Consider the following 15,251-nt stretch of genomic DNA (forward strand, 5'->3'; position numbering starts at 1 on the left):
GGCTTGTAGGGAGAGCAGGTTTCTGTGGAGAACGGGCTTCTGTGGCGAGCAAGCCCGCTCGCCACAAAAAGCCTGATCTTCAAAACAAGTCAGATCTTCACAAAAAGCCTGATTTTCACACCACGTCAGATCATCACAACAAGCCGGCTGCCCGCGGCACCCGCGCCCTACTGCTGCTGCACTGACACCACCGGCGTCGGCGCTACGAACACCTTGGCGTGCATCTGCTCGTGCCCGCCGCCACGGCGCATGCCGCGTACCGGGCACGCGTCCAAATAATCCAGGCCCACCGCCAGTTTCAAATGCCGCTCCGGTCGGGCCAGTTGGTTGGTCACGTCAAAGCTGTACCAGGCGTCATCCAACCAGGCTTCGGCCCAGGCGTGGCTGGCCAGATGGGTGCTGTCTTCGGTGTACAAATACCCCGACACATACCGCGCGGGAATGCCCAGGCTGCGCGCGCACGCCAGGAACGCATGGGTGTGGTCCTGGCACACGCCTGCACGCCCGGCGAAGGCCTTGGCGGCGCAGGTGTCGACTTCAGTGGCGCCGGGCGTGTAGACCATCGATTGGTTGAGCGCATGCATCAGGTCGATCAACGCGGTGCGGTCGCGACGTTGGTGGCAGTGCTGCGCGGCGAAGCGCCGCAAGGCCTCGTCGGGCTCGGTCAGGCGGGTGCTGCGCAGGAACGGGAACGCCGACTGGCTTTCGTGTTCGGCCTCGCGCAACTCATCAATATCCACTTGGCCACGCGCACCGATGATGATGGCATCGTGGGGTTCGTCCAGGGTCAGCACATGCAGGATGTTGCCGAACGGGTCGACCTGCGCGCGCACCGGGCGCGGCAGGTCGAGCTGCCAACTGATGACGTGCTGGCGCTCGCTGTCGTGTGGCGTGAGGCGCAGGTACTGAATGCTCGCGCGCACCTTGTCTTCGTAGTGGTAGGTGGTTTCGTGGCTGATGGAGAGTCTCATGCGGCCTCCAGGTAGGAACTGTAGATGGCGTCGCCCAACTGGCGGACCAAGGGGATGAAGTCGGTCAGCCAGGCGTGCAGGCCTTCCTCGAGGATTTCGTCGATGGCGGTAAAGCGCAGGCGTGCGTCCATCTCGGCGGCCAGGCGCTGCGCCGGGCGGCCATTAAGGCCGGGCAGGCTGGCAAGGATCTGGTCGATCTCCTCGCTGCATGCGCGCAGCGAACGCGGCACATCGGCGCGCAACAGCAGCAGTTCGGCCACTTGCCGGGCGCCGGGAGCGTCGCGATAAATCTCGGTGTAGGCCTCGAACGACGACAACGCACGCAGCAACGCGCTCCACTGGTAGTAAGCGTGGGCGGTGCCATCGGTGACCGCTGCGACTTGATCGCCAGCCATTTCGTAGCGCGCGTCGAGCAGGCGCAGGGTGTTGTCGGCGCGCTCGATAAACGTGCCCAAACGGATAAAACGGAAGGCATCGTTACGCATGATGGTGCCGTAGGTGGCGCCCCGGAACAGGTGCGAACGCTCCTTGACCCACTCACAGAAGCGGCTCATGCCATAACGGCTAAGCCCTTGCTGGGCGATCTCGCGAATATCCAGCCAGGTGGCGTTGATGTTTTCCCACATGTCGGCGGTAATTCGCCCACGCACCGCATGCGCGCTGGCCCGCGCGGCGCCGAGGCAACTGTAGATGCTGGCCGGGTTGGCCGCGTCCAGCGCAAAAAAGTGCAGCAGGCGTTCGGCATGCAGTTCACCGTGGCGCGCGTGGTAATCCTCCAGCGTGCCGGTGATCAACAGCGGCATGGCCAATTCATGCAGGCCATCACCGCGCCCATCCTGGGGCATCAGCGACAGCGAATAGCTGACATCGAGCATGCGCGCGAGGTTTTCCGCGCGCTCCAGGTAGCGCGACATCCAGTACAAATCCGAGGCAGTTCTACTCAACATGTCATCAGTCCTCGACCACCCAGGTGTCTTTGGTGCCGCCGCCCTGGGACGAGTTGACCACCAGCGAACCTTCGCGCAGGGCCACGCGGGTCAAGCCGCCGGGCACCACACGGGTTTCCTTGCCGGACAAGACGAACGGGCGCAGGTCGATGTGGCGCGGCGCAATGCCGTTTTCGACAAAGGTTGGGCAGGTGGATAAACACAGGGTCGGCTGCGCGATATAGGCATGCGGCTTGGCCTTGATGCGGGCGCGGAAGGCTTCGATTTCGGCCTTTGAAGACGCTGGCCCCACGAGCATGCCGTAGCCGCCGGAGCCTTGGGTTTCCTTGACCACCAGGTCTGGCAGGTTGGCCAGCACGTGGGACAATTCGTCGGGCTTACGGCACTGAAACGTCGGAACGTTCTTCAGAATCGGCTCTTCATCCAGGTAAAAACGGATCATCTCGGTGACGAACGGGTACACCGACTTGTCATCCGCAACCCCGGTGCCAATCGCATTGGCCAGCACCACATTGCCGCAGCGATACGCCGCGAGCAGGCCGGGCACGCCGAGCATCGAGTCCGGGTTGAACGCCAGCGGGTCGAGGAACGCATCGTCGAGGCGACGGTAGATCACGTCCACCGCTTTGGGGCCGTCGGTGGTGCGCATGAACACGCGGTCATCGCGCACGAACAGGTCGGCGCCTTCCACCAACTCCACGCCCATTTCGCGGGCCAGAAACGCGTGTTCGAAGAACGCGCTGTTGAAACGCCCCGGCGTCAGCACCACCACGCTGGGGTTATCCAGCGGGCTGGAGCTTTTCAGGGTGTCGAGCAGCAGGTTGGGGTAGTGGTCAATCGGCGCAATACGCTGGGCGGCGAACAGTTCGGGGAACAGCCGCATCATCATCTTGCGGTCTTCAAGCATGTAGCTGACGCCGCTCGGTGTACGCAGGTTGTCTTCGAGCACGTAGTAGGTGCCGTCACCATCACGCACCAGATCGACGCCAGAGACGTGGGAATACAGGCCGCGGTGCAGGTTCAAGCCCTGCATTGCCAATTGGTATTGCTCGTTGGCCAACACCTGTTCGGCGGGGATTATCCCGGCCTTGATGATGCGTTGATCGTGGTACAGGTCGGCGAGGAACATGTTCAGCGCCTTGACCCGTTGAATACAGCCACGTTCGACCACCCGCCACTCACTCGCCGGAATGCTGCGCGGGATGGTGTCGAAGGGAATCAGGCGCTCGGTGCCCTGCTCATCCCCGTAAAGGGTGAAGGTGATGCCTGCGCGGTGGAACAGTAAATCGGCCTCACGCCGACGCTGTGCCAGCAGTTCGGGTGGGGTTTCGGCCAACCAGCGGGCGAACTCGCGGTAGTGAGGCCGAACCTGGCCTGCCCCGTCGTACATTTCATCGTAATAAGTGCGGATCATGCCGTACTCCTTGTCACCCGGACGCAAGAACCATCGCAAGGCCCGTGCCAGCGGCATAAACACTTAAGAATCAGTTAGTTGAATTACAACCGAGATCTGCTCGCACCGTCCTGGTGCGCAGAATGCCCGCCCTTACGCCGCGCGCTTCATTGCAATGCGAGCTTTGGCTATCAACAGCATAGTCAGAGTTGATTTCACTGCGCGGCGACCCTTGCGGATAATCACCACCATCTGCTGAACAGGACGCGTCCTGAGGCTTCAGCGCAACGCTCTTCCCTTTCGGCCACCCTCTTTGGGTGGCTTTTTTTTGGTGCAGAAAATGGCACCGCAAGTTCCGAATATTTTTGCTGTACCACACACAAAATCGGCCGACCCAAAGGTCAGCCGATTCGCTGCGGTTTTCATACAACATGCGCTGAATTACATGGGTAACCCACGCACCTCTTGCTTGACGCCCCATCCTTCGATAATCCCGCCCAGCGGCTCGACCACCGCTTCAAAATCTTGCTCGAAGTCTCCTATGCCGTCGTAGGTTGCGAACATGATTTTGCTCAGTTCCAGGTACCAGGCGCCATCATCGCGCGCTCTGACCTGGGCGTTCAGGGACTCTCCACGAAATCGACCCGCAGCCCTGCGCGCCCGTTCCTCATCCGGGAAAATGGCGTAGAACTCGATGGGGTGAAAACGTGAGAAGTCGAAGCCGCCCTCTTTCATGCGGCGCAGAACGTTGGTGCTGATGTCTTCTTGATAGGCTGTGCTCATGAAACGTCCTCCTCAAACTGATGGATAGACTTTCCGTGCTTCCCGAAGCCCGCGCCCTACTGGCGCGGGTGCGACGGCAATGACATCACCGCTGGAAAACAAGCATGTAGCTGACAAGACCAGACCTTAGCGAATCATTCGCTGATCTCAATAGCAGAGTAGCGTGAACCTGGCACCTCCACCAGAGGCGCTTGAACGGCAAACAGGGAATGTTCAGGCGGCGGGTGAGATCTCGAGGATCTGAATACTGTTCTGGTCTTTAAGGATCTTGACCGTAGGCTCGGGTTTGCGGCCTTCCAGGTCATTGAGGTCCAGCTCCGCAGCCACCGGAACCAGCTTGTTGCGAATCATGTGCGCCGCATCTTCGAGGGTTGGCTTTTGATCGCAGGTGAACTGCTCTACGGACTGTACGCCGTGATCATCAACGAAGGTAATCTGCCACTTTTGCATCGGTGCCTCCTCGATAAAACCCGTGTGTGGGCTCACAACTATCTGGACCTTGAGCGTTTGGCAAACGTTCCACTCACGTCAGGAGGCACCTGATTAATGCGACTTATTTTTCAGCGTGTTGCTTCAAGGCTTTCAGCGTGTTGAACGGTGCGTCCACCACAAACTTGTTGGCCAGCCACGACGGCACGCTGCCACCCGGCTCGGTGTGCACCTGGTAAGTCACTTCGGTCTGGTTGTCGCCTTTGGGCACCAGCTTCCAAAAACCCTCTACCTGGGCAACACGCACGTAACCTTTAACCTCTGGCTGGTAGGTCGGCACTTCGAGCAATGTGCGCGTGATGCTGCCATCGGCGCCCTTGGAGGTGGTGATCTGAAGGATCGAGTCGCGGTCGGTCACCGGGAACGGTGCCTTGAACTGGGTGTAGGTCCAGCTCTTGTCGCCTTCGGTCTTGAGCAGTTTTTGCGACTTGCATTCGTGGATCCAGGCGCAGGCAGCGGCCACGTCTTCCTGCAGGGCCTGGATCTTTGCAATCGGTGCCTTGATCACGGTCACACCGCGATACGCCTTGTACTTGGAGCCGGCGATTTCGCTCAACGACACTTTGATACCGTCTTCGTCCTTGGCGACTTGCCAATCTTCAGCCTGGGCAGTGGCGGCGAACAACAGCGTAAAACCGCACAGCACAGCCATTCGTTTCAGCGAACCCATTGTTGTATTCCTTATTGTTGAAGTTCCGAGAGTAAAGCCCATCAAGCCGCCGTCATCTGCTCCCACCAGCCGATCAACCGGATCGCATCGGGCTGGTCGGTGCCGCACACCTCAATGTCGGCCTTGAAATCACTGCACACCGCTGGTCGCTCCGGTTGCCCGAACAGCTGGCACAGCTGTTCGACCGACAAGTGCAGGCAGCGTTCGCCCGCAGGTTTGCCCATGGGCATTCCCGGTAATGGCGAACTGATAGAGGGGGCAATGCAGCAAGCGCCACAGCCTTCACGGCATTTCATGACCAGCAGGTCCTCGACGACTCAATAGGATGGCGGGGTTAGAGTACGCCCTAAAACAGCCGTTTTAAAATGGTCCAACAGGGGTTTTTCGCAAAAACCAAAGTGACTGACCAGTCTCCGACAGAGGGTCAGTGGCAGGCGTCACGTTTAGCCGGAAGTTTATTGCTTGAATTCGAAATCCAGCGCAGCGCCTTCCACATCACGGCGCTCATCGCTGCGCAATTGCAGCTTCATTTCGTTGCTCAGCAAGCGCCCATTGATCTGGAACGCGCTGTTATCGGACGGCTTCTCGCCAAACATCGGCGGTAGCAATGGCACGCTTTTGGGTTTGGGCATGGTGCCGATGGGCTGCAAATGCTTGACCATGTCTGACGGCAGGGACAGGTCCAATTGGGCCGGTGGCAGTTTGGTCTTGGCCACTTCGTGCGCCGACTTTGACTTGCTCGCTATCGGCTTGCGCTTTTTAACCGCGGCGGCTTTCTTTTTGGTTTCGGGCGCCTTTTTCGCCGGTGCGGGTTTCTTCGCCGGTGCCTTCTGCCCGGCACTCGCGGCAGGCTTGCTTTCAGTCACGGCAGCGGCCGCCAGCGCCGTGCCGACGTTACACAGGCTTAATAAACCAACCACCACAGCAGCGTGAAAAATAGAGGTCATAGTGCCAACAGCATTAACGGCAGAAGGCCATATGCTCGCTTGTTGTGCGCGGCATGACAAGCCTATTGATTGAGCAGGCGCTTGGGCGGTGTCCCGGTTGTGCGCCTCAACCGGGCGTCAAAAGCCTGCGGCTGCGGTTTCCTGGCAGAGCTGGCTGGCCAGCATTCCCAACGTCATCAACGCCCGCTCCGCCTCGCGGTTCCACGGCGTACCGCAGTTGAGGCGAATACAGTGGTTGAACTGTTCGGTGTTACTGAAAATCACCCCCGGCGCAATGCTGATGCCCTGTTGCAGTGCGCGCACGTGCAGTTCTTGAGTATTGACCCGCCCCGGTAAACTGACCCACAAGATAAAGCCGCCGGTGGGGCGGGTCATCTGTGTACCTTCGGGGAAGTACTGCTGCACGGCCAGTTGGAAGGCACTGAGGTTCTTGCGGTATTCCTGGCGGATGTGGCGCAGGTGCCGGTCGTAACCGCCGTTCTCCAGGTAAGCCGCAACGCCCATCTGCGTGACGCTGCACGCCGAATGGGTGCTGAACATCTGCAGCCGCTGGATTTCCTGCTGGTATTTACCAGCGATCATCCAGCCGATGCGCACACCGGGCGACAAGGTCTTGGAAAAACTTGAGCAGTAGATCACCCGGTCGAGGCGGTCATAGGCTTTCAGCGCCTTGGTGCGGCCCGGTTCAAACATCAGTTCGCCGTAAATATCGTCCTCGACGATCTGGATATCGAAATCCGAGGCCAGGCGCAGCAACTGTTTCTGTCGCTCCTCGGGCATGGTCGCGCCCAACGGGTTGCTCAGGCGCGTGGTCAATACCAGGGCCTTGATCGACCATTGGTTGGCGGCCAGTTGCAGGGCCTCAAGGCTCATGCCGGTGGCCGGGTCGCTGGGAATCTCGATGACCTTGAGGCCCAACAGGTCGGCCAGTTGCAGCAAGCCGTAATAGGTCGGTGACTCGGCGGCGATCAAGTCGCCAGGGCGGGTCAGCACCCGCAAGGACATCTGCAATGCATCGACGCAGCCGTGGGTGATCACCACTTCAGACGGGTCGACCACCACGCCGGCATCGCGCATGCGAATCGCCACTTGGCGGCGCAGTGGTTCAAACCCCGGGCTGAACATGTAACTGAATGCCCGCGGGCTTTGAAACCGCGTGACCTTGGCCAACTGCTGGTGCAGCGCCCGCACGGGCAGGTAGTCGACACTCGGCACGGCGGCGCCCAACGGGAATACGCCCTCGCGGCGCGACTCGACCAACACTTGCTGGATGATGCTGCTGCGGGTGACCAACCCCGGGCGTTCGACCCGCGCGATGTCTGGCGTGGGCGCCGTGAGCGCAGGCGTCTGGTGCACGTAATAACCCGATTGCGGCCGCGCCCGGATCAGCCCCTGATCTTCCAGGTTGGCGTAGGCCTGCAACACGGTGGCATGGCTGACGTTGAGCTGTGAGCTCATTTTGCGTACCGAAGGCACACGCTCACCGGGTTGATAGACACCGCGCCGGATGTCCTCAGCCAGTTGCTGGGCGATACGTTGGTAAAGCAACAGATTGGTCATGACGCAGCACTCGATTTCACGGGCATTTTATTTTTGTGTGAAACATACCAGCACAGTTTAGAAGTGTACGGGGACAGTTGCCACAATAGTCGAGCGCGGGCGGCAGTGATAGAGAAAATTAAAAGGGTGTTGAACAGCGTTTCAGGTCTACACCGAGGGGACCTGTGGGAGGGGGCCTGCTCCCGATGGCGGTGGTTCAGCCAGCATCTTGGGTGCCTGACACTCCGCCATCGGGAGCAAGCCCCCTCCCACAGTTTTTCTGCACCAGCCCTGAATTTTTTCCTGCATGAGCCCTGCACAGGCCCTGAATTTTTTTCCTGCATGAGCCCTGCACAGCGCGCGTAACGGGCAGGCTGTTAGCGGGCGGCGCCGAGCTGGCCTTTGGCGTCGGAGAAGACGATTTCGACGCGGCGGTTCTGCGCGCGGCCACGTTCGGAGGCGTTGGCTTCTACCGGGTATTGGTCGCCATACCCTTCAACCTGAATGCGCTTATCGTCGACCCCCAGGTCCATCAGCACGTCAGCCACAGACTGCGCGCGGTCACGTGACAGTTTGAGGTTTTCCTGCTCGCCACCGGTGTTGTCGGTGTAGCCCTCGATGCGCACCACGCGCTTGGGGTTGAGTTGCAGGAACTGCACGATTTTCAACACGGTGCGGTTGGCCGAGTTTTGCAACTGCGCTTCGCCGGTGTCGAACAACACGTCGCCCAAGGTCATCACCAGGCCGCGATCGGTTTGCGTGGTGGTCAGGCTGGCGATTTGGTCTTCGAGCCATTTGCCTTGCTGTTGCACACTGGCCAGCTTGGTTTCACGCAGCGCCAGTTGCAGGCGCTGACGCTCCAGTTCGAGCTGGGTGCCGCGCTCTGCATTCAAGCCCTGCTGGGTATGTTCGCGGGCAATCGCACTGTAACGCTGGCTCAGGTAGGCGTAATGCACCACGTCGGCGCCGCTGCCCCAATAACTCGACAACCGGTCGGCACGCGCCAGCGACTCACCGGCGCGAATCACATCCTTGGGCGCGAAACGCAGCACGTTCGCGTCTTCCTTGACCTTCTGAAAATCACTGCCGGCCTGCTGCAACGCTTGCTCACTGTTCGGCTGGCTGGCGCAACCGCCCAACACCGCGCTGCCCAACAGCACAGCACAGCTCACACCACGAATGATCGGGCTCATTGGGCTTCTCCCAACTGCAATTGCTTGCGCAGGCGAGTGATGCGCGTGTTGAGCACATTGAGTTGTTCCTGGCTCTTGCGGGTCAGCACTTGGGCTTCGGCGAGGCGCGCGTCCAACTCGGCTTGTTCGGCCTGCATGCGCGCGTGCTTGTAGGATTGGTCGGCCATGTCGGCCTTGGCCTTGGCGAACTTGTCTTCGGCCAGCTTCAGTTCAGGCGATTCGTCGGTGCTGGCACCCACCGCGTTGGCTTGCTCCAGCGCTTGCTGGGTCAGGCGTACTTGTTCGTTCGGCGCAGGATCGGCTGCACATCCCGCCAAAGCGACAACGGCGAGGGCCGCGAAAAGAGGTCGAAGAGTCACTGTAAATCCTTACTTTGCTGGGGTGCCGACGGGTTGCTGCAATTGCGCCTTCCAGCGCTCGAGGTTGCGCTGCGTTGCCGCTTGCGCCACACCGGACGCGTGCAATTCTGTCATCTTTTTCGCCAACTGTCCGCGCAGCCACGGATCGTTGCAGGCCGAGTTGTGCGAAATCGCCAGGTACAAACCGGGCCGATCGACCGGCACGTCGCGCGCGATCAGGTCGTTGCTCATGCCCAGCGTCTGGGCCATGGCCATGCCGGAATAACGCCCGGCCAGCACATAGTCGACCTCCCCCAGCAGCAGCTTCTGAAAGGCCGGCGTCAAGCTGGGCAGGCGTTGCAGGCTGAGCTGCTGGCCGGCAAAGGTTTCAAAGTCGGCGCTCAAGCGCGCGCGCTCCGAGACCGCGCCCTTATGCCCCTGCAGGTCGGCGGCCGTGGTGTAGGCCAACGGCGAATCCTTGCGGGTCCATACCCGGTAATCAATCTGCATCAGCGCTGGGTGAATGTAGTCGAGGGTGTCCAGCTCGCCGAGGTTCAGCGGCGCATCGGCGAGAATGTCCATGCGCCCGCTGCGCACTTCATCCAGTGCCAGGGAGCGTTTGCCGCCGTAGAGCAGGTCGATTTTCAGCCCGAGGTCGCTGGCAACTTGTTGCAAAACATCCGCAGTGGCGCCGATCAGGTGCGTCGGGTCTTGCGGGTCACGCCACAACAGCGGCGGCGCGTCGGGGCTGCCGGTGATCACCAGGCGCTCACATTTGCCGGCGGCCAGCGCAACGCTTGGCAGCAGCGTGAGGCCCAGCAGTACGGCCCACGGGCGCAGTTGCATGGCGGTTTCTCCCGAAATCAAAAAGGTGTGCAAAAAAAAGCCCGGTCCAAAGACCGGGCTCTTTATAAGTGAAGCGACTGGATTAGACCAGCTTCTCCAACTCAGGGACGGCTTCGAACAAGTCCGCCACCAGGCCGTAATCGGCTACCTGGAAGATCGGCGCTTCTTCGTCCTTGTTGATCGCGACGATCACTTTGGAGTCTTTCATGCCGGCCAGGTGCTGGATCGCGCCGGAAATACCGACGGCGATGTACAGCTGTGGCGCAACGATTTTGCCGGTCTGGCCGACCTGCATGTCGTTGGGTACAAAACCTGCGTCGACGGCAGCGCGCGAAGCGCCGACCGCAGCGCCCAGCTTGTCGGCCAGGGCGTACAGGTGCTTGAAGTTGTCACCGTTCTGCATGCCACGCCCGCCGGAAACGACGATCTTGGCAGCGGTCAGCTCAGGGCGGTCCGACGTGGCCAGCTCTTCGCCGACAAAGCTCGAAGTGCCAGCGTCGTGGGCAGCGGAAACGGCTTCAACGGCAGCCGAACCACCTTCAGCGGCAACCGGGTCGAAACCGGTAGCACGCACGGTGATGACTTTGATCGCGGCAGTCGATTGCACGGTGGCAATCGCGTTACCGGCGTAGATCGGGCGCGTGAACGTGTCAGCGCTTTCTACCGAAACGATCTCGGAGATCTGATCAACGTCCAACTGCGCAGCAACGCGCGGCAGGATGTTTTTGCCGTTGGAGGTAGCGGCAGCCAGAATGTGGCTGTAGCCGGCACCCAACTCTGCTACCAGCGGGGCAACGTTTTCCGGCAACTGGTGAGCGTAGGCGGCGTTGTCGGCGGCCAGTACTTTGCTCACGCCGGCAATTTTTGCAGCGGCGTCAGCCACGGCGCCAACGTTCTGGCCAGCAACCAGCACGTGGATGTCGCCGCCGATTTTTGCGGCAGCGGCCACGGTGTTCAGGGTGGCCGGGGCCAGCACCTTGTTATCGTGTTCGGCGATTACGAGGATAGTCATGATTAGATCACCTTCGCTTCGTTTTTCAGTTTCTCGACCAGTTCAGCCACCGACTTGACCTTGATGCCTGCGCTGCGTGCAGCCGGCGCTTCAACTTTTACGGTCTTGTTGGTGGAGGCGGTGGAAACGCCCAAAGCATCCGGAGTCAGCACTTCGAGAGGCTTCTTCTTGGCTTTCATGATGTTTGGCAGGGACGCGTAGCGCGGCTCGTTCAAACGCAGGTCGGTGGTGACGATGGCCGGCAGTTTCAGCGAAACTGTCTGCGCGCCGCCGTCGATTTCACGGGTCACAGCCACGCTGTCGCCGCTCACTTCTACCTTCGACGCGAAGGTGCCCTGGCCGTAACCGGTCAGTGCAGCCAGCATCTGGCCGGTCTGGTTGTTGTCGCTGTCGATCGCTTGTTTGCCAAGGATCACCAGCTGAGGCTGTTCCTTGTCGACAACCGCTTTGAGCAACTTGGCCACGGCCAGCGAGGTCAGTTCTTCAGCGGACTCAACCAGGATGGCGCGGTCGGCGCCCAATGCCAGGGCGGTACGCAGCTGCTCTTGGGCAGTGGCAGGGCCGATGGAAACCACGACGATTTCAGTCGCCACGCCTTTCTCTTTCAGGCGTACGGCTTCTTCCACAGCGATTTCGCAGAAAGGGTTCATCGACATCTTGACGTTAGCGAGGTCGACGCCGGAATTGTCCGCCTTGACGCGAACTTTCACGTTGTAATCGACAACGCGTTTGACAGCTACAAGAACCTTCATGGATTCCTCGTTACTCTCCGGTGAAAAGAAAGTCGCCTAGGCGAACCTGGCGGTTGATGCTCATCGGCACACAAGGGCACCTCCAAAAACCGCGGCGGGTGGCCTTGCTCACGGGAAGTGATGACCGTTCGTCAGTGGTGACTGAGAGGCCATTCTTTATCGCGGCGTGTAAACTGCGCGCCATCAATTAAACGCGCGTGACCTGTTTTGCCATTGCCGTGCTTTTGGACGTGCTCTTGAAACCTGCGGTATGCCTACGGTATGCGCAAAACCGACCGTATATTGACCGGAACGCCTATTCTGGTCAATACGCCAAAATAGCCCGTCATAAGCCGCGTTGCTTTGATTTACCTAGCCTGCGGCCAATTCAAACAAACGTTTGTATTGGACGCTGACAGTGGTGTAGATATAATGCTCCACCTAGAGAGAAAGGTGGGTCATCGCCTGCCCCGGATGCAGCGATGACGGACACGACACCGAACCTCCACCCATTAGAAAAAAGCCTGTTGAGCCTTGAGTAGGAGATAGCCTGTGGAACGCGAATACATGGAATTCGACGTGGTCATCGTCGGCGCTGGCCCGGCAGGCCTGTCTGCCGCCTGCCGACTGAAGCAGAAGGCCGCCGAAGCCGGTAAAGAAATCAGCGTCTGCGTGGTCGAGAAAGGCTCCGAAGTCGGCGCACACATCCTCTCCGGTGCCGTGTTTGAACCGCGCGCCCTGAACGAATTGTTCCCGGACTGGCAAGCACTCGGCGCCCCGCTCAACACGCCGGTGGTGCGCGATGACATCTATGTACTGCGCAGCGCTGACGCCTCCACCAAGGTGCCTGAGTTTTTTGTGCCCAAGACCATGCACAACGAAGGCAACTATATTATTTCCCTGGGCAACCTGTGCCGCTGGCTGGCCCAGCAGGCCGAGAACCTCGGCGTCGAAATTTACCCGGGCTTCGCCGCCCAGGAAGCCTTGTTCGACGAGAACGGCGTGGTGCGCGGGATCATCACCGGCGACCTCGGTGTCGACCGCGAAGGCAACCCAAAAGAAGGCCTGTACACCCCGGGCATGGAACTGCGCGGCAAGTACACGCTGTTCGCCGAAGGTTGCCGTGGGCACATCGGCAAGCAACTGATCGAGCGCTTCAACCTCGCCAGCGACGCAGACGCCCAACACTACGGCATCGGCCTCAAGGAGATCTGGGAAATCGACCCTGCCAAGCACCAACCCGGCCTGGTGGTGCACACCGCCGGTTGGCCGCTGGACATCATGGGCAACGAAAACACCGGTGGCTCGTTCCTGTATCACCTGGAAAACAACCAGGTGGTGGTCGGCCTGATCGTCGACCTGTCTTACAGCAACACCTTTTTATCGCCGTTCGATGAGTTCCAGCGCCTCAAGCATCACCCGGTGCTGGCCCAATACCTGGAAGGCGGCAAGCGCATCAGCTATGGCGCCCGTGCCATCTGCAAAGGCGGCCTGAACTCGCTGCCGAAGATGGTCTTCAACGGCGGCGCGCTGATCGGTTGCGACCTCGGCACCCTGAACTTTGCCAAGATCAAAGGCAGCCACACCGCGATGAAGTCCGGCATGCTCGCCGCCGACGCCGTGGCCGACCGCCTGTTTGCAGACTCCGAAGGCGGTGATGAACTGACCCATTACGTCGACAGCTTCAAGGCCAGCTGGCTCTACGAAGAACTGTTCGCCAGCCGCAATTTCGGCCCGGCGGTGCACAAGTTCGGCGCGATCATCGGTGGTGGTTTCAACTGGTTCGACCAGAACATCCTCGGCGGCAAAATGCCGTTTACCCTGCACGACAACAAGCCGGATTACGCGTGCCTCAAGCTGGCCAAAGACAGCCAGAAAATCAACTACCCCAAACCTGACGGCAAGCTGAGCTTCGACAAGCTGAGTTCGGTGTTCATCTCCGGCACCAACCACGAAGAAGAGCAACCGTGCCACTTGAAGTTGAAAGACCCGAGCATCCCGATCGGCACCAACTTGCCGCTTTATGATGAACCGGCGCAGCGCTACTGCCCGGCCGGTGTGTATGAAGTGGTCACCAAGGAAGACGGCGAGAAGCGCTTCCAGATCAACGCCCAGAACTGCGTGCACTGCAAGACCTGTGACATCAAGGACCCTTCGCAGAACATCACGTGGGTGACACCGGAAGGCTCGGGCGGGCCGACCTACCCGAATATGTAAGGCGGGTGGTTAAACAAAAGGCTCCCGAATGGGAGCCTTTTTTTGTGCCCTGCAGTCAGGGTATGTTTGGCCTGGAATAACTACGCGGCGCGCTCTTCGCCGGGGTTGCGCAGGAAGTAGCGTTTGTATTCGCGGCTGAACTGCGACGTACTCTGGTACCCGACGCTGTGCGCCGCCTGTGCCACGCTCATGCTTTCTGCCAACAACAACTTCTGCGCCTTGAGCAAACGCAAACGCTTGAGGTACTGCACCGGCGACAACAAGGTGCAGCGCTTGAAATGCTCGTGAAAGGTCGATGCACTCATGTGCGCATAACCCGCGAGGGTTTCGATGTTCAGCGGCTCGGCGTAATGCGCGTGCAGGTGGTTCAACGAGGTGGCGATGCGCGAAAACTGCCCCTGCTGTTCCACTAATGCACGCAGCACATCCGCCTGTGGTCCGCGCAAGGCGGTGAACAACAATTCGCGCACCCGCGCCGGGCCCATGATCCGGCTTTCCAGCGGATCGTGCAGGCACTGCAACAGCCGCTCCACGCAGCCGCGCATGGCGTTGTCGAGCACCACCGAGCTCATCGATTCGAGGGTCTGCGCTGCGGGCGGCGGGCCTGCCTGAATACCCATGGCCATGACCAATTCGCCCAGCACTGCGCGGTCAATCCCCACCGCCACGCCATACAGCGGAGCATTAGGCATGGCAAAAGTCTCGCACTCGAAGGGCACCGGCATCGCCTGGATCAAGTAATGCCCCGCGCCATACTCCAGCGTGCGCTGGCCCAAATACGCCACTTTACTGCCTTGGGCGATGATCATCAGGCTGGGTTCGTAGATCTGCGGCCCACGGGCGACGTTGCAACTGGCGCGCAATACCTGAACCCCCGGCAGGCTGGTCGGGGAAAAACCGTCGCGAGGCGTAAGCCCCTTGACCAGGGAAACCAGGGTGGCGTTGGCGTCGAGATGGCGGGTCAACAACATAAAAGCAGTTCTCGTAAGTTTTCAAATCGCAGCGCCTGCAAGCTTAAAGCTTCAAGCTGCAAGGCGCGCACTCAGTGTATAGCTTGCAGCTTAAGGCTTGACACTTTTGGCTGCCCTTCGGAGCTTTAGGCATGAGACTCGGAGCAATCGCCATGGCCGCATCCACCCTTGGCGCGGAGAATGCACCGCCTCTGTGATCATTTT

Annotated in this window: 16 protein-coding genes; 1 reads left to right on the top strand and 15 read right to left on the bottom strand. The window is 60.1% G+C overall.

The annotated features are described in order from the left end of the window. Positions 1 to 167 precede the first annotated feature (167 nt). The 14 genes from AO240_RS27065 to AO240_RS27130 form a co-directional block, all read right to left on the bottom strand. A complete protein-coding gene (locus AO240_RS27065) occupies positions 168 to 971 on the bottom strand; it encodes a transglutaminase family protein (protein WP_099240756.1) in 804 nt (267 codons plus the stop codon). Beyond that, complete coding sequence (locus AO240_RS27070; protein ID WP_099240758.1) at positions 968 to 1,918, bottom strand: alpha-E domain-containing protein; 951 nt, start codon at positions 1,916 to 1,918, stop codon at positions 968 to 970. Before AO240_RS27070 ends, AO240_RS27065 begins: the two co-directional genes overlap by 4 nt. Positions 1,919 to 1,922: 4 nt before the next feature. Next, positions 1,923 to 3,332, bottom strand: a complete 1,410-nt coding sequence (locus AO240_RS27075; RefSeq protein ID WP_099240760.1) for a circularly permuted type 2 ATP-grasp protein — start codon at positions 3,330 to 3,332, stop codon at positions 1,923 to 1,925. A gap of 420 nt (positions 3,333 to 3,752) precedes the next feature. Beyond that, positions 3,753 to 4,094 (bottom strand): ribonuclease E inhibitor RraB, encoded by a 342-nt coding sequence (locus tag AO240_RS27080; RefSeq protein ID WP_099240762.1) that lies wholly within the window; start codon positions 4,092 to 4,094, stop codon positions 3,753 to 3,755. A 213-nt stretch (positions 4,095 to 4,307) separates the two neighbouring features. Continuing rightward, positions 4,308 to 4,544 carry a hypothetical protein gene (locus tag AO240_RS27085; protein ID WP_099240764.1) on the bottom strand — a complete coding sequence of 79 codons (237 nt, stop codon included), beginning with the start codon at positions 4,542 to 4,544 and terminating at the stop codon, positions 4,308 to 4,310. Positions 4,545 to 4,647: 103 nt separating this feature from the next. Continuing rightward, positions 4,648 to 5,253, bottom strand: coding sequence for an START domain-containing protein (locus AO240_RS27090; protein WP_099240765.1), 606 nt, complete (start codon positions 5,251 to 5,253; stop codon positions 4,648 to 4,650). 41 nt (positions 5,254 to 5,294) lie between these two features. Continuing rightward, positions 5,295 to 5,549 (bottom strand): YkgJ family cysteine cluster protein, encoded by a 255-nt coding sequence (locus AO240_RS27095; protein WP_058412316.1) that lies wholly within the window; start codon positions 5,547 to 5,549, stop codon positions 5,295 to 5,297. A gap of 159 nt (positions 5,550 to 5,708) precedes the next feature. Further along, complete coding sequence (locus AO240_RS27100) at positions 5,709 to 6,200, bottom strand: translation initiation factor 2 (protein WP_099240767.1); 492 nt, start codon at positions 6,198 to 6,200, stop codon at positions 5,709 to 5,711. Positions 6,201 to 6,317: 117 nt separating this feature from the next. Further along, the gene (locus AO240_RS27105) at positions 6,318 to 7,760 is read right to left on the bottom strand and encodes a PLP-dependent aminotransferase family protein (RefSeq protein ID WP_099240769.1); all 1,443 of its coding nucleotides are present in this window, start codon (positions 7,758 to 7,760) and stop codon (positions 6,318 to 6,320) included. A 356-nt stretch (positions 7,761 to 8,116) separates the two neighbouring features. Next, positions 8,117 to 8,932, bottom strand: coding sequence for an OmpA family protein (locus AO240_RS27110; protein ID WP_099240771.1), 816 nt, complete (start codon positions 8,930 to 8,932; stop codon positions 8,117 to 8,119). Next, entirely contained in the window at positions 8,929 to 9,291 is a 363-nt protein-coding gene (locus AO240_RS27115) for a DUF4398 domain-containing protein (RefSeq protein ID WP_058412320.1), read from the bottom strand. The genes AO240_RS27110 and AO240_RS27115 overlap by 4 nt, the downstream gene beginning before the upstream one ends. Positions 9,292 to 9,300: 9 nt before the next feature. Then, positions 9,301 to 10,116, bottom strand: coding sequence for an ABC transporter substrate-binding protein (locus AO240_RS27120; protein ID WP_099240773.1), 816 nt, complete (start codon positions 10,114 to 10,116; stop codon positions 9,301 to 9,303). An 82-nt stretch (positions 10,117 to 10,198) separates the two neighbouring features. Beyond that, positions 10,199 to 11,128 (bottom strand): electron transfer flavoprotein subunit alpha/FixB family protein, encoded by a 930-nt coding sequence (locus tag AO240_RS27125; RefSeq protein WP_099240775.1) that lies wholly within the window; start codon positions 11,126 to 11,128, stop codon positions 10,199 to 10,201. A gap of 2 nt (positions 11,129 to 11,130) precedes the next feature. Continuing rightward, positions 11,131 to 11,880 carry an electron transfer flavoprotein subunit beta/FixA family protein gene (locus AO240_RS27130; RefSeq protein WP_058412323.1) on the bottom strand — a complete coding sequence of 250 codons (750 nt, stop codon included), beginning with the start codon at positions 11,878 to 11,880 and terminating at the stop codon, positions 11,131 to 11,133. A 531-nt stretch (positions 11,881 to 12,411) separates the two neighbouring features. Between AO240_RS27130 and AO240_RS27135 the strand changes: the two genes are divergently transcribed. Beyond that, positions 12,412 to 14,076, top strand: a complete 1,665-nt coding sequence (locus AO240_RS27135; protein ID WP_099240777.1) for an electron transfer flavoprotein-ubiquinone oxidoreductase — start codon at positions 12,412 to 12,414, stop codon at positions 14,074 to 14,076. An 80-nt stretch (positions 14,077 to 14,156) separates the two neighbouring features. On the opposite strand, the gene AO240_RS27140 is transcribed toward AO240_RS27135, so the two are convergent. After that, positions 14,157 to 15,047: an AraC family transcriptional regulator gene (locus AO240_RS27140; protein ID WP_058412326.1), complete on the bottom strand. Its 891-nt coding sequence runs from the start codon at positions 15,045 to 15,047 to the stop codon at positions 14,157 to 14,159. Positions 15,048 to 15,251: the final 204 nt, after the last annotated feature.

It is taken from the genome of Pseudomonas sp. ICMP 460 (genome assembly GCF_002723595.1).
GTDB classification, from domain to species: Bacteria; Pseudomonadota; Gammaproteobacteria; order Pseudomonadales; family Pseudomonadaceae; genus Aquipseudomonas; species Aquipseudomonas kitaguniensis.